25 protein-coding genes are annotated in these 21416 nt (G+C 65.7%); 3 read left to right on the top strand and 22 right to left on the bottom strand.

The features are described 5' to 3' along the window. Positions 1-9 precede the first annotated feature (9 nt). The 18 genes from nuoL to B6K69_RS00415 all read right to left on the bottom strand — a co-directional run bounded on the left by nuoL (position 10) and on the right by B6K69_RS00415 (position 15079). Positions 10-2229: an NADH-quinone oxidoreductase subunit L gene (gene nuoL / locus B6K69_RS00505; protein ID WP_108642395.1), complete on the bottom strand. Its 2220-nt coding sequence runs from the start codon at positions 2227-2229 to the stop codon at positions 10-12. A 183-nt stretch (positions 2230-2412) separates the two neighbouring features. Beyond that, entirely contained in the window at positions 2413-2718 is a 306-nt protein-coding gene (gene nuoK / locus B6K69_RS00495; RefSeq protein ID WP_107672998.1) for an NADH-quinone oxidoreductase subunit NuoK, read from the bottom strand. 85 nt (positions 2719-2803) lie between these two features. Next, the gene (locus tag B6K69_RS00490) at positions 2804-3412 is read right to left on the bottom strand and encodes an NADH-quinone oxidoreductase subunit J (protein ID WP_108642394.1); all 609 of its coding nucleotides are present in this window, start codon (positions 3410-3412) and stop codon (positions 2804-2806) included. Further along, positions 3409-3819 (bottom strand): carboxymuconolactone decarboxylase family protein, encoded by a 411-nt coding sequence (locus tag B6K69_RS00485; protein ID WP_107672996.1) that lies wholly within the window; start codon positions 3817-3819, stop codon positions 3409-3411. The genes B6K69_RS00490 and B6K69_RS00485 overlap by 4 nt, the downstream gene beginning before the upstream one ends. Further along, on the bottom strand, positions 3816-4310 hold the full coding sequence (nuoI, locus tag B6K69_RS00480; RefSeq protein WP_107672995.1) for an NADH-quinone oxidoreductase subunit NuoI: 495 nt from the start codon (positions 4308-4310) through the stop codon (positions 3816-3818). Before nuoI ends, B6K69_RS00485 begins: the two co-directional genes overlap by 4 nt. A 4-nt stretch (positions 4311-4314) precedes the next feature. Further along, positions 4315-5352: an NADH-quinone oxidoreductase subunit NuoH gene (nuoH, locus tag B6K69_RS00475; RefSeq protein ID WP_107672994.1), complete on the bottom strand. Its 1038-nt coding sequence runs from the start codon at positions 5350-5352 to the stop codon at positions 4315-4317. A gap of 10 nt (positions 5353-5362) precedes the next feature. After that, the gene (locus tag B6K69_RS00470) at positions 5363-5818 is read right to left on the bottom strand and encodes a hypothetical protein (RefSeq protein ID WP_108642393.1); all 456 of its coding nucleotides are present in this window, start codon (positions 5816-5818) and stop codon (positions 5363-5365) included. Positions 5819-5820: 2 nt separating this feature from the next. Further along, positions 5821-7839 carry an NADH-quinone oxidoreductase subunit NuoG gene (nuoG, locus tag B6K69_RS00465; RefSeq protein ID WP_108642392.1) on the bottom strand — a complete coding sequence of 673 codons (2019 nt, stop codon included), beginning with the start codon at positions 7837-7839 and terminating at the stop codon, positions 5821-5823. Positions 7840-7924: 85 nt separating this feature from the next. Further along, on the bottom strand, positions 7925-8326 hold the full coding sequence (locus B6K69_RS00460; RefSeq protein WP_108642391.1) for a DUF5333 domain-containing protein: 402 nt from the start codon (positions 8324-8326) through the stop codon (positions 7925-7927). 149 nt (positions 8327-8475) lie between these two features. Next, positions 8476-8895: a hypothetical protein gene (locus B6K69_RS00455; RefSeq protein ID WP_108642390.1), complete on the bottom strand. Its 420-nt coding sequence runs from the start codon at positions 8893-8895 to the stop codon at positions 8476-8478. 2 nt (positions 8896-8897) lie between these two features. Next, on the bottom strand, positions 8898-10193 hold the full coding sequence (gene nuoF, locus B6K69_RS00450; protein WP_108642389.1) for an NADH-quinone oxidoreductase subunit NuoF: 1296 nt from the start codon (positions 10191-10193) through the stop codon (positions 8898-8900). 12 nt (positions 10194-10205) lie between these two features. Then, the gene (locus B6K69_RS00445) at positions 10206-10436 is read right to left on the bottom strand and encodes a DUF5337 domain-containing protein (protein ID WP_108642388.1); all 231 of its coding nucleotides are present in this window, start codon (positions 10434-10436) and stop codon (positions 10206-10208) included. Between the two features lie 12 nt (positions 10437-10448). Next, entirely contained in the window at positions 10449-11105 is a 657-nt protein-coding gene (locus B6K69_RS00440; protein ID WP_108642387.1) for an NADH:ubiquinone oxidoreductase, read from the bottom strand. A 43-nt stretch (positions 11106-11148) separates the two neighbouring features. After that, complete coding sequence (gene nuoE / locus B6K69_RS00435; protein WP_108642386.1) at positions 11149-12237, bottom strand: NADH-quinone oxidoreductase subunit NuoE; 1089 nt, start codon at positions 12235-12237, stop codon at positions 11149-11151. A gap of 98 nt (positions 12238-12335) precedes the next feature. Then, complete coding sequence (locus B6K69_RS00430) at positions 12336-13580, bottom strand: NADH-quinone oxidoreductase subunit D (RefSeq protein ID WP_108642385.1); 1245 nt, start codon at positions 13578-13580, stop codon at positions 12336-12338. Then, positions 13577-14185, bottom strand: a complete 609-nt coding sequence (locus tag B6K69_RS00425; RefSeq protein ID WP_107672984.1) for an NADH-quinone oxidoreductase subunit C — start codon at positions 14183-14185, stop codon at positions 13577-13579. The genes B6K69_RS00430 and B6K69_RS00425 overlap by 4 nt, the downstream gene beginning before the upstream one ends. A gap of 4 nt (positions 14186-14189) precedes the next feature. Continuing rightward, the gene (locus B6K69_RS00420; RefSeq protein WP_107672983.1) at positions 14190-14723 is read right to left on the bottom strand and encodes a NuoB/complex I 20 kDa subunit family protein; all 534 of its coding nucleotides are present in this window, start codon (positions 14721-14723) and stop codon (positions 14190-14192) included. Continuing rightward, positions 14714-15079 carry an NADH-quinone oxidoreductase subunit A gene (locus B6K69_RS00415; RefSeq protein WP_107672982.1) on the bottom strand — a complete coding sequence of 122 codons (366 nt, stop codon included), beginning with the start codon at positions 15077-15079 and terminating at the stop codon, positions 14714-14716. Before B6K69_RS00415 ends, B6K69_RS00420 begins: the two co-directional genes overlap by 10 nt. Positions 15080-15441: 362 nt before the next feature. On the opposite strand from B6K69_RS00415, the gene B6K69_RS00410 reads away from it, so the two are divergent. Beyond that, entirely contained in the window at positions 15442-15858 is a 417-nt protein-coding gene (locus B6K69_RS00410) for a hypothetical protein (protein ID WP_108642384.1), read from the top strand. Positions 15859-15862: 4 nt separating this feature from the next. Here B6K69_RS00410 and B6K69_RS00405 read toward each other — a convergent pair whose 3' ends face one another. Genes B6K69_RS00405 through B6K69_RS00395 form a run of 3 tightly spaced genes read right to left on the bottom strand, consistent with a single transcriptional unit; the run spans position 15863 to position 18766 of the window. Next, positions 15863-16291, bottom strand: coding sequence for a thermonuclease family protein (locus tag B6K69_RS00405; protein WP_108642383.1), 429 nt, complete (start codon positions 16289-16291; stop codon positions 15863-15865). A 17-nt stretch (positions 16292-16308) separates the two neighbouring features. Continuing rightward, a complete protein-coding gene (locus B6K69_RS00400) occupies positions 16309-17538 on the bottom strand; it encodes a DegT/DnrJ/EryC1/StrS family aminotransferase (protein WP_108642382.1) in 1230 nt (409 codons plus the stop codon). Beyond that, positions 17525-18766: a TCR/Tet family MFS transporter gene (locus B6K69_RS00395; protein ID WP_108642381.1), complete on the bottom strand. Its 1242-nt coding sequence runs from the start codon at positions 18764-18766 to the stop codon at positions 17525-17527. The genes B6K69_RS00400 and B6K69_RS00395 overlap by 14 nt, the downstream gene beginning before the upstream one ends. A 148-nt stretch (positions 18767-18914) precedes the next feature. Between B6K69_RS00395 and B6K69_RS00390 the strand changes: the two genes are divergently transcribed. After that, the gene (locus B6K69_RS00390; RefSeq protein WP_107672977.1) at positions 18915-19265 is read left to right on the top strand and encodes a hypothetical protein; all 351 of its coding nucleotides are present in this window, start codon (positions 18915-18917) and stop codon (positions 19263-19265) included. A 38-nt stretch (positions 19266-19303) separates the two neighbouring features. Here the strand turns inward: B6K69_RS00390 and B6K69_RS00385 are convergent, their stop codons facing one another. Then, complete coding sequence (locus tag B6K69_RS00385) at positions 19304-19978, bottom strand: HAD-IA family hydrolase (RefSeq protein ID WP_108642380.1); 675 nt, start codon at positions 19976-19978, stop codon at positions 19304-19306. Between the two features lie 84 nt (positions 19979-20062). Between B6K69_RS00385 and glmU the strand changes: the two genes are divergently transcribed. Beyond that, entirely contained in the window at positions 20063-21412 is a 1350-nt protein-coding gene (glmU, locus tag B6K69_RS00380) for a bifunctional UDP-N-acetylglucosamine diphosphorylase/glucosamine-1-phosphate N-acetyltransferase GlmU (RefSeq protein WP_108642379.1), read from the top strand. Positions 21413-21416 lie beyond the last annotated feature (4 nt).

Here is a 21416-nt window from a genome sequence, read left to right as displayed (position 1 = left end):
CCCGCGCCCTTACCTGGCGCCGCCGTAAAGGGTCATCCAGGTGACGAGGACAACGATCCCCAGCACCATCGCGAAGGCGTAGTGGAAGATGTATCCCGACTGCGCCCTCCCCGCGAGGCGGGTGAAGAAGGGAATGATCCCCATCGCCACCCCGTTGATCGTGCCGTCGATCAGATCGCCGTCGCCCCGCTTCCACAGGAACCGCCCGATGAACTTGGCCGGCTGCACGAAAAGACGGTCGTAAAGCTCGTCGAAGTACCACTTGTTCAGCAGGAATTCGTAGAGCGGACGCTGCGCCCGCGCCAGACGCGCCGGCAGGCCGGGGCTGGCGATGTAGAACAGCCAGGACAGGCCCAGACCGATTACCATCGCGACGAAGGGAGAGACCTTCACCCAGGTCGGCGCTTCATGCGCGGCATGGATCACATGGTTGTCCGGCCCGATGAAGATGGCGCCCTTGGGGGCCGCGCCTGCAACCGCAGCCACCGCCTCATGGCCGGCCTCGGCCTCGGTTGCCACGACTGCGCCTTCCGCCGGAGCGGTGGCATGATCCGCCGCCTCGCCTTCGGTCGCCGCATGGCCGGCATCCGCGCCTTCGGTCGTTGCGGCGGCGTGGTCGGTTCCGTGTTCGGTGCCATGAACGGCCGCAGCCTCCATGCCGAACCAGCCGCGCAACTTGGCTTCGTCGCCGAAGAACACGTTGTACCACAGCATCCCCGAGAAGATCGCGCCAAGCGCCAGCACCCCCAGCGGGACCAGCATCACCGCCGGGCTTTCATGCGGCTCGTGGCCGTGGTCGTCATGCCCGTGGTCGCCATACCCATGCGCGGCGTGACCATGGCCATGGTCATGGCCCTGCGCCCGGCTGGTGCCGAAGAAGGTCAGGAACATCAGCCGCCAGCTATAGAAGCTGGTGAAGCAGGCCGCCACGACCAGCAGCCAGAAGGCATACATGCTGCCGCCGCCCCAGGCGCTTTCGATCACGGCATCTTTCGACAGGAAGCCGGCAAAGCCCCAATGCGTCAGCGGGATGCCCACGCCGGTGATGGCCAGCGTGCCGATCAGCATCGCCCAGAAGGTCAGCGGAATCTTCTTCCGCAAGCCCCCGTAATTGCGCATGTCCTGTTCGTGGTGCGTGGCATGGATCACCGAGCCGGCCCCCAGGAACAGCATCGCCTTGAAGAAGGCGTGGGTGAACAGGTGGAACATCGCCACCGAATAGACGCCCGACCCAGCCGCAACGAACATGTAGCCAAGCTGCGAACAGGTCGAATAAGCGATCACGCGCTTGATGTCGTTCTGCACCAGACCCACCGTCGCGGCGAAGAAGGCGGTGGTGGCGCCGACGATCACGATCATCGTCTTGGCATCCGGCGCGTATTCATAAAGCGGCGACATCCGGCAGACGAGGAAGACCCCCGCCGTCACCATGGTCGCGGCGTGGATCAGCGCCGACACAGGGGTCGGGCCTTCCATCGCGTCGGGCAGCCAGGTGTGCAGCCCAAGCTGCGCCGACTTGCCCATGGCCCCGATGAACAGCAGTACGCCAATCAGGTTGGCCGCGTTCCATTCCCGCCACAGGAAGGTGAGGTTGGTTTCCGCCAGCGCCGGCGCGGCGGCGAACACGTCGTCGAACCGGATCGAGTCGGTCAGGAAGAAGATCGCCATGATGCCAAGGGCAAAGCCGAAGTCACCGACCCGGTTCACAACGAAGGCCTTGATCGCGGCCGCATTGGCCGAAGGCTTGCGGTAATAGAACCCGATCAGCAGGTAGGACGCGACGCCCACCCCTTCCCAGCCGAAGAACATCTGCACCAGGTTGTCGCTGGTGACCAGCATCAGCATCGCGAAGGTGAAGAACGACAGATAGGCAAAGAAGCGGGCCTTGTAATGCTCGCCCTCGTGCCAGTTGTCGTCATGCGCCATGTAGCCGAAGCTGTAGAGGTGGACCAGCGCCGAGACCGAGTTCACCACGACCAGCATGATCGCGGTCAGCCGGTCCAGCCGGATCGCCCATTCGGTCTGCAGCGTGCCCGACTGGATCCAGTCCAGCAGCACGATATGCCGGGTTTCGCCGTCAAAGGTCAGGAAGATAACCCAGCTCAGGGCAGCGGCCAGGAAGACCAGCGACGTGGTCAGCACCTGGCCGGCCTTCTCGCCGATGATCCGCCAGCCGAAGCCGCAGAGGATGGCCCCGATCAGAGGCGCAAAAAGAATGATCGTGGCCATTACTCAGCCCTGCCTTGACTGGAGGCGCAGCGGTCGGACCCGCAGCGCGTCGATTGGAATTCCTGTGCCGCAACCGTGCCACGCTCGCCGCAGGTCTCGCATTCGAGATCGACCATCCGGCCCTGCACCGCCGTGACCCGCAGCCCGAAGGCGTTGCGGTCCCCTACCCTTGCGACCATGCCCTCAACCCTTCATCACGTTCACGTCTTCCACGTCGATCGTCCCGCGGTTGCGGTTGAACACGACAAGGATGGCCAGGCCGATGGCGGCCTCGGCCGCGGCGACCGTCAGCACGAACAGGGTGAAGACCTGCCCCACCATATCGCCCAGATGCACCGAGAAGGCGACGAGGTTCAGGTTGACCGACAGCAGCATCAGTTCGATCGACATCAGGATGACGATCACGTTCTTCCGGTTCAGGAAGATCCCGAAGATCCCGATCACGAACAGCGCCGCGGCGACTGTCAGGTAATGTTCAAGTCCCACCATCTCTCGTTCCCTCCGGGTCTTTTGCCCGTTGTCGTTCCTCTGGGCCGGTCGGCCCGAACCGTTGCGGCAGCCTTGCGGCGTGGGCTTACAGCCCCTGCCCCGGCTTCACGTCCTTCAGTTCCATCGCCTTGGCCGGGTCGCGCCACATCTGTTGCAGCACGTTCTGCCGCTTGATGTCCTTGCGGTGGCGCAGCGTCAGCAGGATCGCCCCGATCATGGCGACCAGCAGGATCAGCCCGGCGATCTGGAACAGGAAGCCGTATTTGTCATAAAGGATCAGCCCCAGCGCGCGGGCATTGTCCACGCCATGCGGCGCCGGCGCATCGCGCAGGCCAAGGGCCCCGTCCGCCTCGACCCAGGCGCCGATGCCAAGGCTGATCTGGATGATCAGCACCACCCCCACCAGCAGGGCCAGCGGCATGGCGCGGCTGATCTCGCCCTTCAGCGCGGCAAAGTCCACGTCCAGCATCATCACCACGAACAGGAACAGCACCGCGACCGCGCCGACATAGACGATCATCACCAGCATGGCGACGAATTCGGCCCCCATCAGCACCATCAGACCGGCGGCACCCAGGAAGGACAGGATCATCCACAGCACCGAATGCACCGGGTTGCGGCTGATGGTCAGCATCAGCCCCGCCACCACCGTCATCACGGCAAAGGCGTAGAATGCGATATCGGCAACGCTCATGACGTTCCTTCCTTCTTTTCGGCAAAGACCGATTGGGCGGTCTCCAGCGCCTTCTGCATGGCGGGCAGGCCGCCGAACATGCTCATCTGCCAGATCACTTCCGCGATCTCGCGTTCCGTCGCCCCCGCTTCCAGCGCGTGACGCACCGTCATGCGGATCTGCGGCTCGCCCTGCGCGCCCAGAACCGTCAGCGCCGCCAGCGTGACCAGAAGCCGGGTCTTGGCATCCAGCCCTTCGCGGTTGAAGGTCTTGCCGAACCACATTTCCAGCATGTCCTTCGACATGGTGGGAAACATCTTGTCCAGACCGCTGACATTCATGTTCTCAAGCGCAGGATTGAAGGCGCGCAGCATTTCCTGCCCGCTTTCCATCATCTGCTGGAACATTCTGGTATAGGCGTCGGTCATCGGTAGGGCGCATCCAGTTCAAGGTTGCGGGCGATCTCGGCTTCCCAGCGGGCGCCGTTCTCCAGCAGCTTTTCCTTGGTGTAGAACAGCTCTTCGCGGGTCTCGGTCGAAAATTCGAAGTTCGGGCCTTCCACGATGGCATCCACCGGGCAGGCTTCCTGACAGAAGCCGCAGTAGATGCACTTGGTCATGTCGATGTCATAGCGCGTCGTGCGGCGGCTGCCGTCCTCGCGCGGTTCGGCGTCAATGGTGATGGCCTGCGCCGGGCAGACCGCCTCGCACAGCTTGCAGGCGATGCAGCGTTCCTCGCCGTTGGGATAGCGGCGCAGCGCGTGTTCCCCGCGGAACCGGGGCGACAGCGGCCCCTTTTCATGCGGATAGTTCAGCGTGGTCTTCGGCGCGAAGAAGTACTTCATCCCCAGGGCAAAGCCCTTGATGAAATCCGTCATCAGGAAGTAGCGGGTGGCGCGGTTCCAGTCGATGTTGGCCATTGGATCAGCCCCCCAGGGTCCAGCGGGCCCAGAAGGTGCCCAGGATTTCGAACTTGGCCAGGAAGGCCACCAGCACGACCCAGCCCAGCGACAGCGGCAGGAACACCTTCCAGCCGATCCGCATCAGCTGGTCATAGCGGTAGCGCGGCACGATGGCCTTCACCATGGCGAAGAGGAAGAAGAAGAACCACATCTTCGCCACCATCCACCACCAGCCATCGGCGATGCCGGGGATGGGCGACAGCCAGCCACCGAAGAACAGCAGCGAAATCAGCGCGCACATCAGGAAGATGGCGATGTATTCGCCGGCCATGAACAGCAGGTAGGGCGTGGAGGAATATTCCACCATGAACCCCGCCACCAGTTCGGATTCCGCTTCCGGCAGGTCGAAGGGCGGGCGGTTCGTTTCGGCCAGCGCGCTGATGAAGAACAGCACCACCATCGGCAGATGCGGCAGCCAGTACCAGTTGAACAGGCCCCAGTTGCCATCCTGGGCGGCAACGATATGGCTGAAGTTCATGCTGCCGGTCGAGATGATGATGCCGATGATGATCAGGCCAAGGCTGACTTCGTAGGAAATCATCTGCGCCGCCGACCGCAGCGAACCAAGGAAGGCGTATTTAGAGTTCGACGCCCAACCGCCCATGATCACGCCATAGACTTCCAGTGACGACACCGCAAAGACGAACAGGATGGCGACGTTGATGTCGGCCAGAACCCAGCCGCTGTCGAACGGGATCACCGCCCAGGCCAGAATGGCCAGCACGAAGCTCAGCATCGGGGCCAGGAAGAATACCGGACGGTCCACGCCCGCCGGGATCACCATTTCCTTGACCACGAATTTCAGCGCGTCCGCCACCGATTGCAGCAGGCCGAAGGGCCCCACCACGTTCGGTCCCCGGCGCATCTGCACCGCGGCCCAGACCTTGCGGTCGCCATAGACAAGGAACAAGAGGCTGATCATCACGAAAGCGACGATCAGCAGGCTCTGTGCTGCGATCAGCAGCGTCGTCCCGAGGCCTGTATCCAGAAATCCGTCCATTGTCCGTCCCTTACACCGTCGGAATGCCCTGCAGGCCGCAATCGTTCACCTGAACCTTGGCGTCGATCACCTTGCGCCCTGCGGGCAAGGCGGTCGAGATGAGATAGACCGCATCCCCCCGCCATGTCTTGCCTTCTTTGTCCACCTTGGTGCGGACATGCCGCACGAACCCGGCTTTCCGGGTCAGCGCGTATTGTGCGGCGGCGCAGCGGCCATAGGCCACCACCTCCGCCTCGTCCTTCGCACCCGTCATCGTCAGGCGGAAGCTGATCATGTCCTCATCCATGGGCACCGCCTCGATGCCCAGATATTCCGCGTCCGACACTTGGACCAGGCTTTTGGCCGCCGCGTCCGCGGGTTCGGCCCCGCTGGCAGTGTCCGCCCCGTCCGCAGGCACGCAGCCAGCCAGCGCCGCCGAAGCGACGATCAGGCCAAGGCCGCAGCCCAGGGTCCGGGGGCCAAACATCCTCATTCCGCCGCCATCGGGGTTGCCGCCCGCGCCTTGGCCATCGCCGAAAGCTCGGCCATCACCGCCGACGCCCGCGCGATCGGGTTGGTCAGGTAGAAATCCCTGATCGCATTACGGAAGGTGGCCTTGCCGGGCGCCCGCAGTTCAAGCGGTTGCCAGGCGTTCTCGGCCACTTCGTCGATCTCGGCCAGATGCGGATGCACCTTGACCAGCGCGCCGCGCAGTTGCGCCAGGCTGTCCCACGGCAGCGCCGCGCCCAGTTCGGCCGACAGCGCCCGCAGGATCGCCCAGTTTTCCTTGGCCTCGCCCGGGGCGAACCCGGCGCGGAAGGCCAGTTGCGGCCGGCCCTCGGTGTTGACGAACAGCCCGTTCTCTTCGGTATAGGCCGCCGCCGGCAGGATCACATCGGCGCGGGCCGCGCCACGGTCGCCATGGCTGCCCTGATAGATGACAAAGGGACCGGCGGCGATCTCCACCTCGTCCGCGCCCAGATTGAAGATCACCTCTGCATGGTCGGTGGCGGCCGCCAGCCCGCCCTCGGTCACGGCGCCCACGTCCATCGCCCCCACGCGCGACGCGGCCGTGTGCAGGACCAGCAGCTTGCAGTCGCCCAGTTCGCAGATGCGCATGGCATGGGCCAGAACCGCCTCGCCATCCGCCTCGTTCAGGGCGCCCTGCCCCACGATCACGATGCCCGGCGTGCCGGCCTTGTTCGCCAGGTCTTGCGTCAGCATCCCGGCCAGCGTGGCGCGGTCATTGCCCAGATGGGCATAGTCATAGGTCAGGTCCGCTGCCTCGCCGATCAGCGCCACATCCGCGCCATTGGTCCAGGCCTTGCGGATGCGGGCATTCAGCACCGGCGCCTCGATCCGCGGGTTCGACCCGATGATCAGGATCCGGCGGGCGCTGTCGATATCTTCGATCTTCGCGGTGCCGACATAGGCCGAACGGTTGCCCGCCGGCAGACGCGCGCCATCGGTGCGGCATTCGACATGGCCGCCCAGCCCCTCGACCAGCGCCTTCAGGCTGAAGGCCGCCTCGACCGGGGCCAGATCGCCCACCAGACCGGCAACCCGCTTGCCCTTCATCGCCTTGGCCGCGCGTTCCAGCGCCTCGGCCCAGCTTGCCTTGCGCAGGCGGCCGTTGTCGCGGACGTAGGGCACGTCCAGCCGCTGCCGGCGCAGACCATCCCAGATGAAGCGGGTCTTGTCGCTGATCCACTCCTCGTTCACGCCGTCATGGTTGCGCGGCAGGATGCGCATCACTTCGCGGCCCTTGGTATCGACGCGGATGTTCGACCCAAGCGCATCCATCACGTCGATGGATTCGGTCTTGGTCAGTTCCCACGGACGGGCGGTAAAGGCATAGGGCTTGCTGGTCAGCGCGCCGACCGGGCACAGGTCGATGATGTTGCCCTGAAGGTTCGAATCCAGCGTCACGTTCAGATAGCTGGTAATCTCGCTGTCTTCGCCGCGTCCGGTCTGGCCCATCTGGGTGATGCCCGCGACCTCGGTCGTGAAGCGCACGCAGCGGGTGCAGGAAATGCAGCGCGTCATCTCGGTCTTGACCAGCGGGCCAAGATTCAGGTTCTCGCTGGCCCGCTTCGGCTCGCGGTAGCGGCTGAAGTCCACGCCATAGGCCATGGCCTGATCCTGCAGGTCACATTCGCCACCCTGGTCGCAGATCGGGCAGTCCAGCGGGTGGTTGATGAGCAGGAACTCCATCACCCCCTCGCGGGCCTTCTTGACCATGGGCGATTTGGTCTTGACGACCGGCGCCTCGCCATTCGGGCCGGGGCGCAGGTCGCGCACCTGCATCGCGCAGCTTGCGGCGGGCTTCGGCGGGCCGCCGACCACCTCGACCAGACACATCCGGCAGTTGCCCGCGATGGTCAGCCGTTCGTGATAGCAGAAGCGCGGGATCTCGATCCCGGCAACTTCGGCTGCCTGAATGATCGTCATCGCGCCATCGACCTCGATCTCGATGCCGTCAATGTTGATTTTCTTCAGGTTCGACATGCCTACGCCCTTCCCGTCCTGACAAGACGCACGGCACCAACCCGGTGCCGCCCGCCGCCATCCTGTTGCGTGACCCGACGCCGGATCACGACCTGTCCCTCAGCAGGCTGCCGATCAGGCTGCCCTTCGCAATCTCGTCGCGGCCGACCTTGCAATAGGTCTCGGCCTTGCCTTCCACCGCGCCGGCCGCCTTGAGCCACGCCGCAGCTTCCTTCTTGATCCGCGCCTTCTGCGTTTCATCCTTGAGAAAGGCACGGACCTCGTCTTCGGGATAGCCCTTCTGGCGGGCATAACGCTTCAGCTCTTCCAGCTTCGACCAGACGGTGAACATGCGCGCATCGATGGTCGGGCAGGTCTTGCGGATGACATCGCCGATGCGACCGGCGCGCAGGCTGTCGTTGATGAACTTCTCGGACGCCAGCGGTTCCAGCGCGAAGGCCGGGCTGGCCATGACAAGCGACAGGGCAAGGGTCTTGAAAATCTTCATGGGGATCGCTCCACAGGCTGCTCTGCCCGCAGACGCCGGGGCTTTCCCCCGTGCGCCCGGACGCAGGCATCCTGTCAGTCCCCGGTCCGCAGCCCAAAGCACGCCTTCGTGCCCCTGCCGTGATCCGCCGATGCTGAAACCTTGCGTGATCATGCGCAGGCCCCCGCAAAGACCCAGGCCGCGCCAGAGCGTTCATAGGCGCCGATGGCCGCCTCGTTGAACCGGCCCCCGGCCTTGCCGCAACCCTGGCGGGCCGCCTTCTTGGCAATCGCGCCCTCGTCCATTGCCAGGGGCGACGCGCTGGCCGCCACGCGCACCAGCCGCCCTTCAACCGGGCGGGCGCCGTCTGCGGTCAGCCGAAGCCCGGTTCCCCGCCCTTCGACCTGAACCGCAAAGGCGCGGCCATCGACCACGACCTCCGCCAACGGAACCGCCTTCGCCGCGCCAACGCGGTCCAGCTCGTCCTGCGGTGCCACGCAGCCCGCCAGCGCCACGGCCATCAGCCCCGCAGCCGCCGAACGGCAGCGCAGGGGGCCGGTGCCCGCAGCGGTATGGAGGGCGGTGGTCATGCTTATTCCGCCGCCACGGCGCTGATGCGGCCGGTCTTGCGGGCCTTGATACGGTCTTCGATCTCGTCGCGGAAGGCGCGCACAAGGCCCTGGATCGGCCAGGCCGCCGCATCGCCAAGCGCGCAGATCGTGTGGCCTTCCACCTGTTTCGTCACCGAAATCAGCATGTCGATCTCTTCGATCTCGGCCTCGCCCCGGACCAGACGGTCCATGACCCGCATCATCCAGCCGGTGCCTTCGCGGCAGGGCGTGCACTGGCCGCAGCTTTCATGCTTGTAGAACTTGGACAGCCGCCAGATCGCCTTGATGACATCGGTGGACTGGTCCATCACGATCACCGCCGCCGTGCCAAGACCCGACCGCTGTTCGCGCAGCCAGTCGAAATCCATGATCGCATCGTCGCATTGCGCGGCGGTCAGCAGCGGCACCGAAGACCCGCCCGGGATCACCGCCTTCAGGTTCTTCCAGCCGCCGCGCACGCCGCCGCAATGGGTTTCCAGCAACTCGCGCAGCGGGATCGACATCGATTCTTCCACGACGCAGGGGTGAACCACATGGCCCGAGATGCCGAACAGCTTGGTCCCGGTGTTGTTGGGCCGGCCGAAGCTGGCGAACCATTCCGCGCCGCGGCGCAGGATGGTGGGCACCACCGCGATGGATTCGACGTTGTTCACCGTGGTCGGGCAGCCGTAAAGGCCCGACCCCGCCGGGAACGGCGGCTTCATCCGCGGCATCCCCTTCTTGCCTTCAAGGCTTTCCAGCAGCGCGGTTTCCTCGCCGCAGATATAGGCGCCGGCGCCGTGGTGCAGATACAGGTCGAAGTCGAAGCCCGACTTGGCCGCGTTCTTGCCCAGCAGGCCCGCGTCATAACATTCGTCGATCGCCGCCTGCAGCGCCTCGCGCTCACGGATGTATTCGCCGCGCAGGTAGATGTAGCAGGTGTTCGCCCCCATGGCGAAAGACGCGATCAGCGCACCTTCGATCAGCGTGTGGGGATCATGGCGCATGATCTCCCGGTCCTTGCAGGTGCCGGGTTCGGATTCGTCGGCGTTGATCACCAGATAGGACGGGCGGCCGTCCGACACCTTGGGCATGAAGCTCCACTTCATGCCGGTGGGGAAGCCTGCCCCGCCCCGGCCGCGCAGGCCGCTGGCCTTCACGATGTCGATCAGCTTGTCCCGGCCAAGCGCGATCAGCCCGGCGGTGCCATCCCAATGGCCGCGCTTCATCGCGCCCTTCAGGCTGCGGTCATGCATCCCGTAAAGGTTGGTGAAGATACGGTCCTGATCCTTCAGCATCCGTCTGGCTCCTTAACCCTGGCGTCCACGCCAGATCTGATACGTCACGACCAGCGCCCAGGTGAACGCGGCCAGGGCGGCAAGGTCGAAGAGAAAGACATAGCGGGCCGGCCAGCCCATCTGTCCCCCCAGCCATTGCGCGCCCATCCACAGAAGCATCGTGCCGGCAATCACCAGAGCAACCATCCGGGCCTGCCCGGCCCGGGGGTCGATCTTCGCACGCGGCTTCTGCGGATCAGTCATTCCGGTGCGGCCTCAGTAATCGTTGCGGCGGGCACGCTGGCGGAAGCTGGCCATGCCCTCGGTCACGATGATCTTCGCCTGAGCCACCCATTTGTCGCGGGTCACCCGGCCCTTGAAGCCGCGCAGGTTCGATTCCACCCAGGCCACATCGGCCTCGGTCCAGTTGGCGACCTGATCGAAATGCCAGAAGCCCAACTGGTTCAGCAACCGTTCGGTCACGGGGCCGACACCTTCGATGTCGCGCAGGGTATCGGCCTTGCCATTCAGCGGCGCGGCATGACGGGCCGGGCCACCTGCCGTTTCGACCGGGGTCGAGATCAGCGCAGCCGGCGTCGCATCCACTTCGGCCGGCGCGGCCGCAACCTTGGCAACCGGCGCAAGTTTCGCAACCGGGGCCTGGGCCGCGCGGGCCGCCGCGCGCGCCTCATCGGCAGCGGCGACACGGGCCGCGAAGGCCGCCGAAGATGCGGGCGAAACCGGCCCGCCGATCCACCACGGGAACCCCATCACGGCACCGGCAGCGCCCGCCACGACGACGCCGAAGAACGCCGCCGGCATAAGGTCGAACTCGCCCACGACAACAGACGCCGCAAAGGCGACCAGCCCCATGGCAGCACCGATCACCCAGCCTTCAAGCAAGGGTGCACCTTCGAACCTGACATCAGCCATATCCGTCACTCCCAAGTTGGACCCCGAGGTCCGGGGTCATTGCTCAATCTTCGCCGCGCCCGATGCGCTCGGCCTCTTCGGCCGTGCCGCCGGCTGCCAGAACCCGGGCCTGCGCAACCCAGCGGTCGCGCGACACCCGGCCCTTGAAGCCTTCAAGATTCTCGTCAACCCAGGCAACCTCGTCCGCGGTCCAGGCCGCGATCTGGTCGAAATGGAAGAAGCCAAGCGTGTGGCACAGTTCCTCAAGTTTCGGGCCGACGCCCCAGATCAGCTTGAGGTCATCCGCCTTGCCCTTGCGCGCCGCCTTCAGCACCTTGGGCTTTTTCGCCGCCACCGGCGCATCGGCCAGCTTAGCGGGTTCGGCCGCCTTCGGCGCTGCCTTGGGCCTGGCCGCAGCCTTGGGCTTCTCGGCCGCAACCGCAGCCTTGCCCAGCCAAGGGGTCGTCAGCGGCACCTCGGTGCCGTCGATCCGTTTGACCGTATCGCCGATGTCCACCGCAAGCTGCGCGCTGGCATTGTACTGCCGGCGCCCGGATTCGAATTCCTTGAGCGAGGTCAGCCCCCCCGCCGGCTCTGCCGCATAGCGCCCGTTCTGCGGGCCGGGCACCGGAACCTCGCCCGACGAGAACCGGGTGATCAGCGCGCGCAGCTTGGCGGCGTCAAGGTCTTCGTAATAGTCCTTGCCGATCTGGGCCATCGGGGCATTGGCGCAGGCGCCCATGCACTCCACCTCTTCCCAACTGAACTTGCCATCGGCCGACAGCGTGTGCGGCGTGGGCGCGATCAGCTCCTTGCAGACGGCGATCAGGTCTTCGGCGCCGCAGATCAGGCAGCTTGTGGTGCCGCAGATCTGCACATGCGCCACGCTGCCCACGGGCTGCAACTGGAACATGAAGTAGAAGGTCGCCACTTCCAGCGCGCGGATATAGGCCATGCCCAGCATGTCAGCGACATGCTCGATGGCCGGGCGGGACAGCCAGCCTTCCTGTTCCTGCGCCCGCCACAGCAGCGGAATGATGGCGCTGGCCTGACGGCCCGCCGGATATTTCGAGATCTGGCCCTTGGCCCATTCCAGGTTCGCCGGGGTGAAGGCAAAACTGTCAGGCTGGGTGTGGTAAAGGCGACGAAGCATTCAGAGACCCGACAGCAGAAGCGGAAGGAAAGGCGCCACAGCAGGCACCAGGAAAAGCGCAAGGAACGTGGGAACCAGGCCGAAGGCGGTTGTCTCGATCATCGGTCGATCTCCCCGAACACAACGTCCATGGTGCCGATGATGGCCGACACGTCGGCCAACTGGTGGCCCTTGCAGATGTAATCCATCGCCTGCAGGTGCAGGAAGCCCGGCGCGCGGATCTTGGCGCGGTAGGGCCTGTTGGTGCCATCGGCCACCAGATAGACCCCGAATTCGCCCTTCGGCGCCTCGACCGCGGCATAGACCTCGCCCGCCGGAACGTGGAAGCCTTCGGTGTAGAGCTTGAAGTGGTGGATGAGCGCCTCCATCGAGGTCTTCATCTCGGCCCGCTTCGGCGGCGACAGCTTACCGCGCGCCATCACGTCGGTCTTGGCGGCCGGCTCGCGCAGCTTGGCCACGGCCTGCAGGATGATGCTGGTCGATTCCCGCATCTCGGCCATGCGGCACAGATAGCGGTCATAACAGTCACCGTTCTTGCCGACCGGGATCTTGAAGTCGAACTCGTCGTAACATTCGTAGGGCTGGCTGCGCCGCAGATCCCAGGCAAAGCCCGATCCGCGCACCATCACGCCGGAAAAGCCCCAGTCCTGAATGTCCTTCTCGCTGACAATGCCGATGTCGGCATTGCGCTGCTTGAAGATGCGGTTTTCGGTCAGCAGGCTGTCGATGTCGTCCAGCACCTTGGGGAAGGCCTTCGCCCAGGTCTCGATGTCGTCGATCAGCTCGGGCGTCAGATCCTGATGCACCCCGCCCGGCCGGAAATAGGCCGCGTGCAGACGCGCGCCGCAGGCGCGTTCGTAGAACACCATCAGCTTTTCGCGTTCCTCGAAGCCCCAGAGCGGCGGCGTCAGCGCGCCCACGTCCATGGCCTGCGTGGTGACGTTCAGCAGGTGGTTCAGGATACGACCGATCTCGGAATACAGCACCCGGATCAGGCTGGCCCGGCGCGGCACCACCACCCCGGTCAGCTTTTCGATCGCCAGACACCAGGCATGTTCCTGGTTCATCGGCGCCACATAATCCAGCCGGTCGAAATACGGCAGGTTCTGCAGATAGGTGCGGCTTTCCATCAGCTTCTCGGTGCCGCGATGCAGCAGGCCGATATGCGGGTCGCAGCGTTCGACGATCTCGCCGTCCAGCTCCAGCACCAGCCGCAGCACGCCATGCGCCGCCGGGTGCTGGGGGCCGAAGTTGATGTTGAAATTGCGGATGCGCTGCTCGTTGGTCAGCGTATCGACGGTGCCGTCGTCATAGGCGTTCTGCCGGATATCGCCGTCCATCATTTCGCACCTGCCTTCTGGTCGCCGGGAAGGATGTATTCGGCCCCTTCCCAGGGGGACATGAAGTCGAACTGGCGGTATTCCTGCACCAGTTTCACCGGCTCGTAGACCACGCGCTTGCGCGCCTCGTCGTAACGCACCTCGACATAGCCGGTGGTCGGGAAATCCTTGCGCAGCGGATGGCCGCGGAAACCGTAGTCGGTCAGGATGCGCCGCAGGTCCGGGTGGCCTGAGAACAGGATGCCGAACATGTCGAACACCTCGCGCTCGAACCAGTTGGCGCTGGGGTGCAGGCCAATGATCGAGGGCACCATGTCCTCTTCGCGCACCGCCACCTTCAGGCGGATGCGGTGGTTCCGGTACATCGACAGGAAGTGATACACCACGTCGAACCGCGCCGGGCGTTCGGGGTGGTCGATGGCGGTGATGTCCACCAGCGACGAAAACCGGCAGGCCGGATCATCGCGCAGGAATTCGATCAGGCTTTCCAGATGCGGCAGCGCAACGGTCAGCGTCAGTTCGCCAAAGGCGACGGACGAGGCAAGCACGGCATCGGCCCGCTTCATCTCGATCGCGGCGGCCAGATCCTGAAGGGCGGTCTCGGGCATCGGGTTACCTCACCAGGGTGCCGGTGCGGCGGATCTTCCGCTGCAACTGCAGGATACCGTAAAGCAGCGCCTCGGCCGTGGGCGGACAGCCGGGAACGTAAACGTCGATCGGCACGATCCTGTCACAGCCGCGCACCACGGAATAGCTGTAGTGGTAATAGCCACCGCCATTGGCGCAAGAGCCCATGCTGATCACATAGCGCGGCTCGGGCATCTGGTCATAGACCTTGCGCAGCGCCGGGGCCATCTTGTTGGTCAGCGTGCCGGCCACGATCATCAGGTCCGACTGGCGGGGCGAAGCGCGCGGCGCGGTTCCGAAGCGTTCCAGATCATAGCGCGGCATCGAGGTGTGCATCATCTCGACCGCGCAGCAGGCCAAGCCGAAGGTCATCCAGTGCAGGCTGCCGATGCGCGCCCAGTTGATGATGTCCTCGGTCGAGGTCAGCAGAAAGCCCTTGTCCTGAAGCTCGCGGTTCAGCGCCTGAACCATGACCTCCTGGTCACCGCCGGCGGTGTTCGGTCCGGTGCTCACTCCCATTCCAGGGCCCCCTTCTTCCATTCATAGGCAAAGCCGATGGTCAGGACGGCCAGGAAGACCATCATCGACCAGAAGGCCGTCATGCTGAGGTCGCCGAAGGCCACCGCCCAGGGGAAGAGGAAGGCCACTTCCAGGTCGAAGATGATGAACAGGATCGACACCAGATAGAAGCGCACGTCGAACTTCATCCGCGCGTCGTCAAAGGCGTTGAAACCACATTCATAGGCCGACACCTTTTCGGGGTCGGGGTTGCGAACCGCAAGCACGGCGGCGGCAAGGATCAGGATCAGGCCCAGCCCCGCTGCGACAGCAAGCAGAATGAGAATGGGCAGATACTCCCGGAGAAGCGCGTCCACGAGAAGCTCCTTCAGCTGGCGACAGCGAGCTGCGGGTATTCACACCCGCTTGAACTCTGCGCCCCGTTTACTCCGCGCCCCGGCTGGGGTCAACGCATGGGGGGCGGGATTCAGGTGTCTGAAACAAAGGATTTCGCGGCTTGTATGCAATGGTGTGCCGATTTTCCCGCTCTGGTCGAGCCGACCGAAGCCCCCCGCAAGCCGGGGGGGGCGTCCCTGCGGGCCACCCTGCGCGGATGAGTCGCGGATGACTTGCACAGGATCGCGGCAAAGCCGCCGCGGAAGGGCCGCTTTCCAGACCTTGACCGCAGCCAGACCAAGGACTTGTCTGCTGCAAGACACCCCTGCCTGAAAGGTTCGCCATGCGCCTTCTGCCCGCCCTCTGCGCCCTGCTGGTGCCGCTGCCCGTGGCCGCCGCGCCGATTTGCCCCGTCGACGCCGCCGCGGTCGAGGCGCGGATCGCCGATCTGGAACCGGCCTATTCCATGGTCCTGTCCGACATTTCCTGCGATGCGCCCGCCCTGCCCGCACATGTGCTGCTGTGCGATGCGGTCGAGGCCCCCGACATGCTGCTGTGGCGCATGGGCCGGCTGGACGATCTGGCCTGGGTCTACGCCGTGGAAAACGCGACAGGGCAAGAGGTTGACCTGACCAACCCGCCGCGTGACGACAGCTTCATCGCCGCCCGCGATGCCTGTACCGATACGGCCTGCCTGTGTGATGTGCTGATCCGGCACACCAACGACAGCCTTGGCGGCACCTCGCCCTATCCGCAGTAAACGGTCAGTCGCACCAGCCTTCGCGGGCGCCGCCGTCATAGGGGCGCCCGTGTCCGGCCTTCAGCATCACATCGGCGGCATCCGTGCCGTCCAGCACCAGATGCACCAGCGGCCGGTCATAGCGGTCGCGCCCTTCGATCCCGATCTCCACCCGCTGCGCCCGGCGCACCGCCGCGGTCAGCGCCGCCTTGGCCGCCCCGGCCGCCGCCGTCTCGGCCGCGCAGGCGCCTTTCAGTTCTGGCGTGTCCAGCCCGATCAGCCGGGCGGTCTCGGTCCGCTCGGGGCAGATCAGTTCGACCGAATCCCCGTCATAGACATAGCCCACCCGGCAGGCCCCGCCCGGCAGCGGCACCGGAGCGGCCCAGTCCACAAAGCGCAGCAGCGCAAAGACCGTCAGCCCGCAATAGGCAACAAGGGTGGCGTCCAGCCGCATCCGCCCGGACCGGACGCCTATTGAACCTGCGGCGCGGCCACCGCCTCGACGGTCTCGGCCTGCCCGATCCGCAGCGCCTCGGCCCGCACGATCCGGGCGATCTGCGCCACATCGGCCTCGGAAAAGGTCAGCGGCAGCCGCATGTCCACCAGCCCGCGCAGCACCCGGTCGGTCTGCGGGCAGGATTGTTCGCCGGCATAGCGCCAATGCACATAGCGGCTGGTAAAGGCCACCGGATCGCCGGCGCCAAACCATTTCAGCTCAACCCCACGCGCCACGCAGCCCGCAAGGAAGGCCACGATGCGCGGCTCCTCCCAGTCGGGCAGCAGGAACTGGAAGGATGATCCCATATAGGCCTCTTCCTCGGGGCGCGGTATCAGCCGCAGCCCCGGCACCCCGGCCAGCCCCGCCTCCATTCCGCGATAAAGCGCGGCCCAGCGGGCGCGACGGTCGGCCAGCATGGCGATCTGCGGCCGCAGGATGGCCGCGCGCAGATTGTCCATCCGCCCCGAGACATTGGGCACCTCCAGCCGGATCGCCTCGAACACCTCGGGCGACGGCGCGGCGCGGTGGCGCGCATACAGCATGTAGCTGCCTGACAGCAGGATCATCCGCGCAGCCAGCTCCGCATCATCGGTGATGCAGAACCCGCCCTCGCCCGAATTCATGTGCTTGTAGGTCTGCGTCGAATAGCAGCCAATCAGCCCGTGCCGCCCGCTGGGCACGCCCCGCCATTCGGCCCCCATCGTATGGGCGCAATCCTCGATCACCGCCACGCCCAGCCGGGCGCACAGCGCCATCAGCGCGTCCATGTCGCAGACATGCCCCCGCATGTGCGACAGCAGCAGCACCCGCGATCCGGTGGCCAGCGCCTTCGCCTCAAGATCGGCAAAGTCCAGGATCAGGTCTTCTGTCACCTCGACAAAGACCGGCTGCCCGCCGACCGCCGCAATCGCACCCGGCACCGGGGCCAGCGTGAAGGCGTTGGTCAGCACCGGCGCGCCCTGCCCCACGCCCACGGCCCGCAAGGCGCAGCCCATGGCATAGCCGCCCGAGGCAACGGCCAGGCAATAGCGCGCCCCGGTGAAGGCGGCGAATTCCTCTTCCAGAAGCGCGGCCTCGGCCACCTCGTCGCCCGCGGTGTTGTAGCGGTGCAGCCGCCCGTGCCGCAGCACGGCCAGCGCCGCCGTGATCCCGGCCTCGGGAATCGGCTCCTGCTGGGTGAAACTTCCCTCAAACCGTTCCAAGCCGGTCCTCCCGCCGTTTCAGCAGCACAAACAGCGCCAGCGTCAGCACCATGAACCCCGCCGCCACCCAATAGGCGATGTCCGGCGATTGCCAGGCCCTGCCCGGCGCCATGAAATGCCCGAATACCCAGGAATAGAACACCGTGCCCGCCAGCATCGCCACATTGGTGATCGCGGAAATTCCGCCCTGCAACTCGCCCTGCGCATCCTCGGGCACCCGGCGCGACATCATCGCGGTCAGCACCGGATGGGCAAAGCCCTCGGGTCCGTGCAGGATCATCAGCGCAAACACCATGACGACCCCGGTCGCCAGACCATAACCCAGCACCGCCAGCATCGAACAGGCCAGCCCGAACATCGCCGTCCGCGCCTCTCCGAAGCGGGCCACCACCGGCCCGGTCAGCCCGGCCTGAAACGCCCCCGTCACCAGCCCGAACATGGCCAGCGTCAGGCCGACCATGCCTTCGCTCCAGCCGAACTTGGCAATGCCCCAGAACGACCAGATCGCTGGATAGACCGATGTCGAGAAGAAATAGAGCCCCATCAGCAGGCACATCGGCAAGACGCCGCGATAGGTGGCGAACACCCGGAAGGCCGCAAAGGGGTTGGCGCGCGACCACTGGAATTCGCGGCGGTTCTGCGGTGCCAGCGTTTCGGGCAGCACGAACCAGCCATAGACGAAATTCAGCATCGACACCGCCGCCGCCACCCAGAACGGCACGCGCGGGCCGAATTCGCCCAGCATCCCCCCGATCGCCGGCCCGATCACGAAACCCACGCTCAGGGCGGCGCCCATCATGGCAAAGGCCCGCGCTCGGCCCTCGGGCGGGGTCACATCCGCGATATAGGCATTGGCGATTACCCAGCTTGACCCGCAGATGCCGGCCAGCACCCGGCCCACGAACAGCCAGAACAGCGTGGGCGCCACCGCCGAAAAGGCGAAGTCCAGCCCCAGCCCGAACACCGCCAGCAACAGCAGCGGCCGGCGACCATAACGGTCCGACAGGTTGCCCATCAGCGGCGCAAAGGCAAATTGCGCCAGGCTGAAGGCGGCAAACATCCAGCCACCGATGATCGCGGCTTGGTCGATGCCAGTATGGCCCACCTCCTCGATCAGCGCGGGCATCACGGGCATGATCAGCCCGAAACCCACCATGTCCAGAAACACGGTGAGCATGACAAAATTCGCGGCATGGCGCGAAGGCGGACTGGACAGGGCGCGGCTCATGCCGGGCGGCTTAGGCCCTTGCGTTGCGCCTGTCAAACCTGAGCGGGAATGACAGGTTTTGTCACTGGCCCATCGCCCACCGCCGCGCCATGATGGCCCTACCCGCGGCGAACATCCGCCACCCGCCCTTCAACCCGATGGAATTGCCATGAAGATCCGCTTCCTTGCCCCCGCCGCCCTTGCCCTTGGCCTGTCAGCCACCCTGCCCGCCCATGCCGATCTGGTGATCCAGGGCCGCGCCGCGCAGGCGCTGCAATGTTCGGCCCTGCTCTACATGGTCTCGGACGAGCTTTATTCCGCCGGCTACATCAGCAAGGGCGATCTTGACTGGGCGCAATCGGCCGCCGTGGTGATGCTGGACCATGTGCCCGGCACCGATGAACAGAAGGCGCAGGCGATGGTGCAGCGGTTCCAGAAGATCTTTGCCACCCGCAGCCTGCCCGACCTGATGAAGGAATTCGACAAGACCGCGCCCTGGTGCAAGAAGAACTTCCTCTGACACAGGCCCCCGCCGCCGCCCCCTGCGGGCGGCGGCCCTCAGGCCAGAAGCCGCGCCGCCAGCGCGGGCAGATCGGCATAGGCGTGCAGCAGCGCCTCAGGTTGCAGCCGGGCAATGCCCGGCCCTTCGGGGCCAAAGCTGACCAGCGCGCAAGGAACCCCCACGGCGCGCGCCGTCTTCAGGTCGGTCTCGGTATCGCCCACCAGCATTGACCGCCCCACCACCCCGCCGGCCGTTTCCACCGCCAGACGGTAGGGTGCCGGGTCGGGCTTGCGCACCGGCAGGGTGTCGGCCCCCACCATGGCGCCGAACAGATCCCGCACCCCCAGCCGCCGCAGCAGGTCTTCCGCCAGACCGGCGGGCTTGTTGGTGCAGATGGCCACCGCCAGCCCCGCCCGGCGCAGAGCTTCAACGGCCTCGACCGCGCCGGGATACAGCCGGGTATGGGTATCAATCCCCTCGGCATAGGCCTCCAGCAGCCGCGGATACCAGGCGTCAACCTCGGCCTCGTCCCCGGCCCGGCCGATCCGCGAAAACCCCAGCCGCAGCATGGCCCCCCCGCCGTGAAAGGCGGTCAGCGTATCGTCCGGCCCCAGCAGATCCCCGCGTCCCATGGCGCGGAAACAGGCATTCGCCGCCGCCAGCAGATCGGCGGATGTATCGGCCAGCGTGCCGTCCAGATCGAAGACCACGCATTTTCCGCCTTGCAACATCCCGCAACCCTCTGTGAGAAGCCGCCCCTTGGCGGCCCGCCGCCTTCGCCGTAAAACCGGCGCCAAAGAAAAGGAAGGGGCAGAATGCAGGTCTCGCTCATCATCCTGGCCGCGGGCCAGGGAACGCGCATGAATTCCGACACGCCCAAGGTGCTGCACAAGGTGGCGGCCGCCCCCCTGCTGCATCACGCCATGGCCGCGGGCCGCGCGCTGGACCCCGTGCGCAGCGTTGTCGTGGTCGGCCATGGCGGCGAGGCGGTGGCCGCCGCCGCCCGCGCCTTTGACGAGACTGCCGAAGTCGTGGTGCAGGAGGAACAGAAGGGCACCGGCCATGCCGTTGCCCAGGCCGCGCCGCTTCTGGCCGATCTGCCGGGCGAGGCGATCGTGCTTTACGGCGACACCCCCTTCATCCGCCCCGAAACGCTGCAGGCGATGCTGGCCGCCCGCGCCAGCCATGCCGTTGTGGTGCTGGGCTTCCACGCCCGCGACCCCGGCCGCTATGGCCGGCTTCTGACGCAGGGCGACCAGCTTCTTGCCATCCGCGAATTCAAGGATGCCACGTCTGAAGAACGCGCCATAACGCTTTGCAATTCCGGCGTGATCTGCGCCGATGCGCAAACGCTGTTCCGCCTTGTCGCGCAGATCGGCAATGCCAATGCGGCGGGCGAATATTATCTGACCGACGTGGTGGAACTGGCCCGCGCCGCCGGCCTGTCCGCCGGTGTCGTCACCTGTGATGAAGCCGAGACGATGGGCGTGAACACCCGCGCCCAACTGGCCGAGGCCGAGGCCGCCTTCCAGGCCCGTGCCCGCGCCGAGGCGCTGGAAAACGGCGTCACCCTGACCGCCCCGGAAACCGTGTTCTTCGCGCTGGATACCCATATCGGGCGCGATGCCATCATCGGCCCGAACGTGCTGTTCGGCCCCGGCGTTACCATTGAATCGGGGGCCGAGATCAAGGGCTTCTGCCATCTTGAAGGCTGCCACGTCTCGCGCGGGGCCGATGTCGGGCCGTTCGCCCGGCTGCGCCCCGGCGCGGAACTGGCCGAAGACGTGCATGTCGGCAATTTCGTGGAAATCAAGAACGCCATCCTTGATGAAGGCGTGAAGGTCGGCCACCTGACCTATATCGGCGATGCCGACATCGGCGAATACACCAACATCGGCGCCGGCACCGTAACCTGCAACTATGACGGCGTGATGAAGCACCGCACCCGCATCGGCAAACGCGCCTTCATCGGCTCGGACACCATGCTGGTCGCCCCCGTCACCGTGGGCGATGGCGCGCTCACCGCCTCGGGCAGCGTCATCACAGAAGATGTTCCGGCCGAGGCCATCGCCCTGGCCCGCGCCCGGCAGGTCAACAAACCCGGCCTCGCCACCCGTCTGTTCGAGAAACTCCGCGCCTTGAAGGCCGCGAAAGCAAAGGGCTGACTCC

The organism is Pseudogemmobacter blasticus, assembly GCF_003071405.1.
Classification (GTDB): domain Bacteria; phylum Pseudomonadota; class Alphaproteobacteria; order Rhodobacterales; family Rhodobacteraceae; genus Pseudogemmobacter; species Pseudogemmobacter blasticus.
Note: the sequence above shows the minus strand (reverse complement) of the source record. Positions and strands in the feature narration are given on the sequence as shown.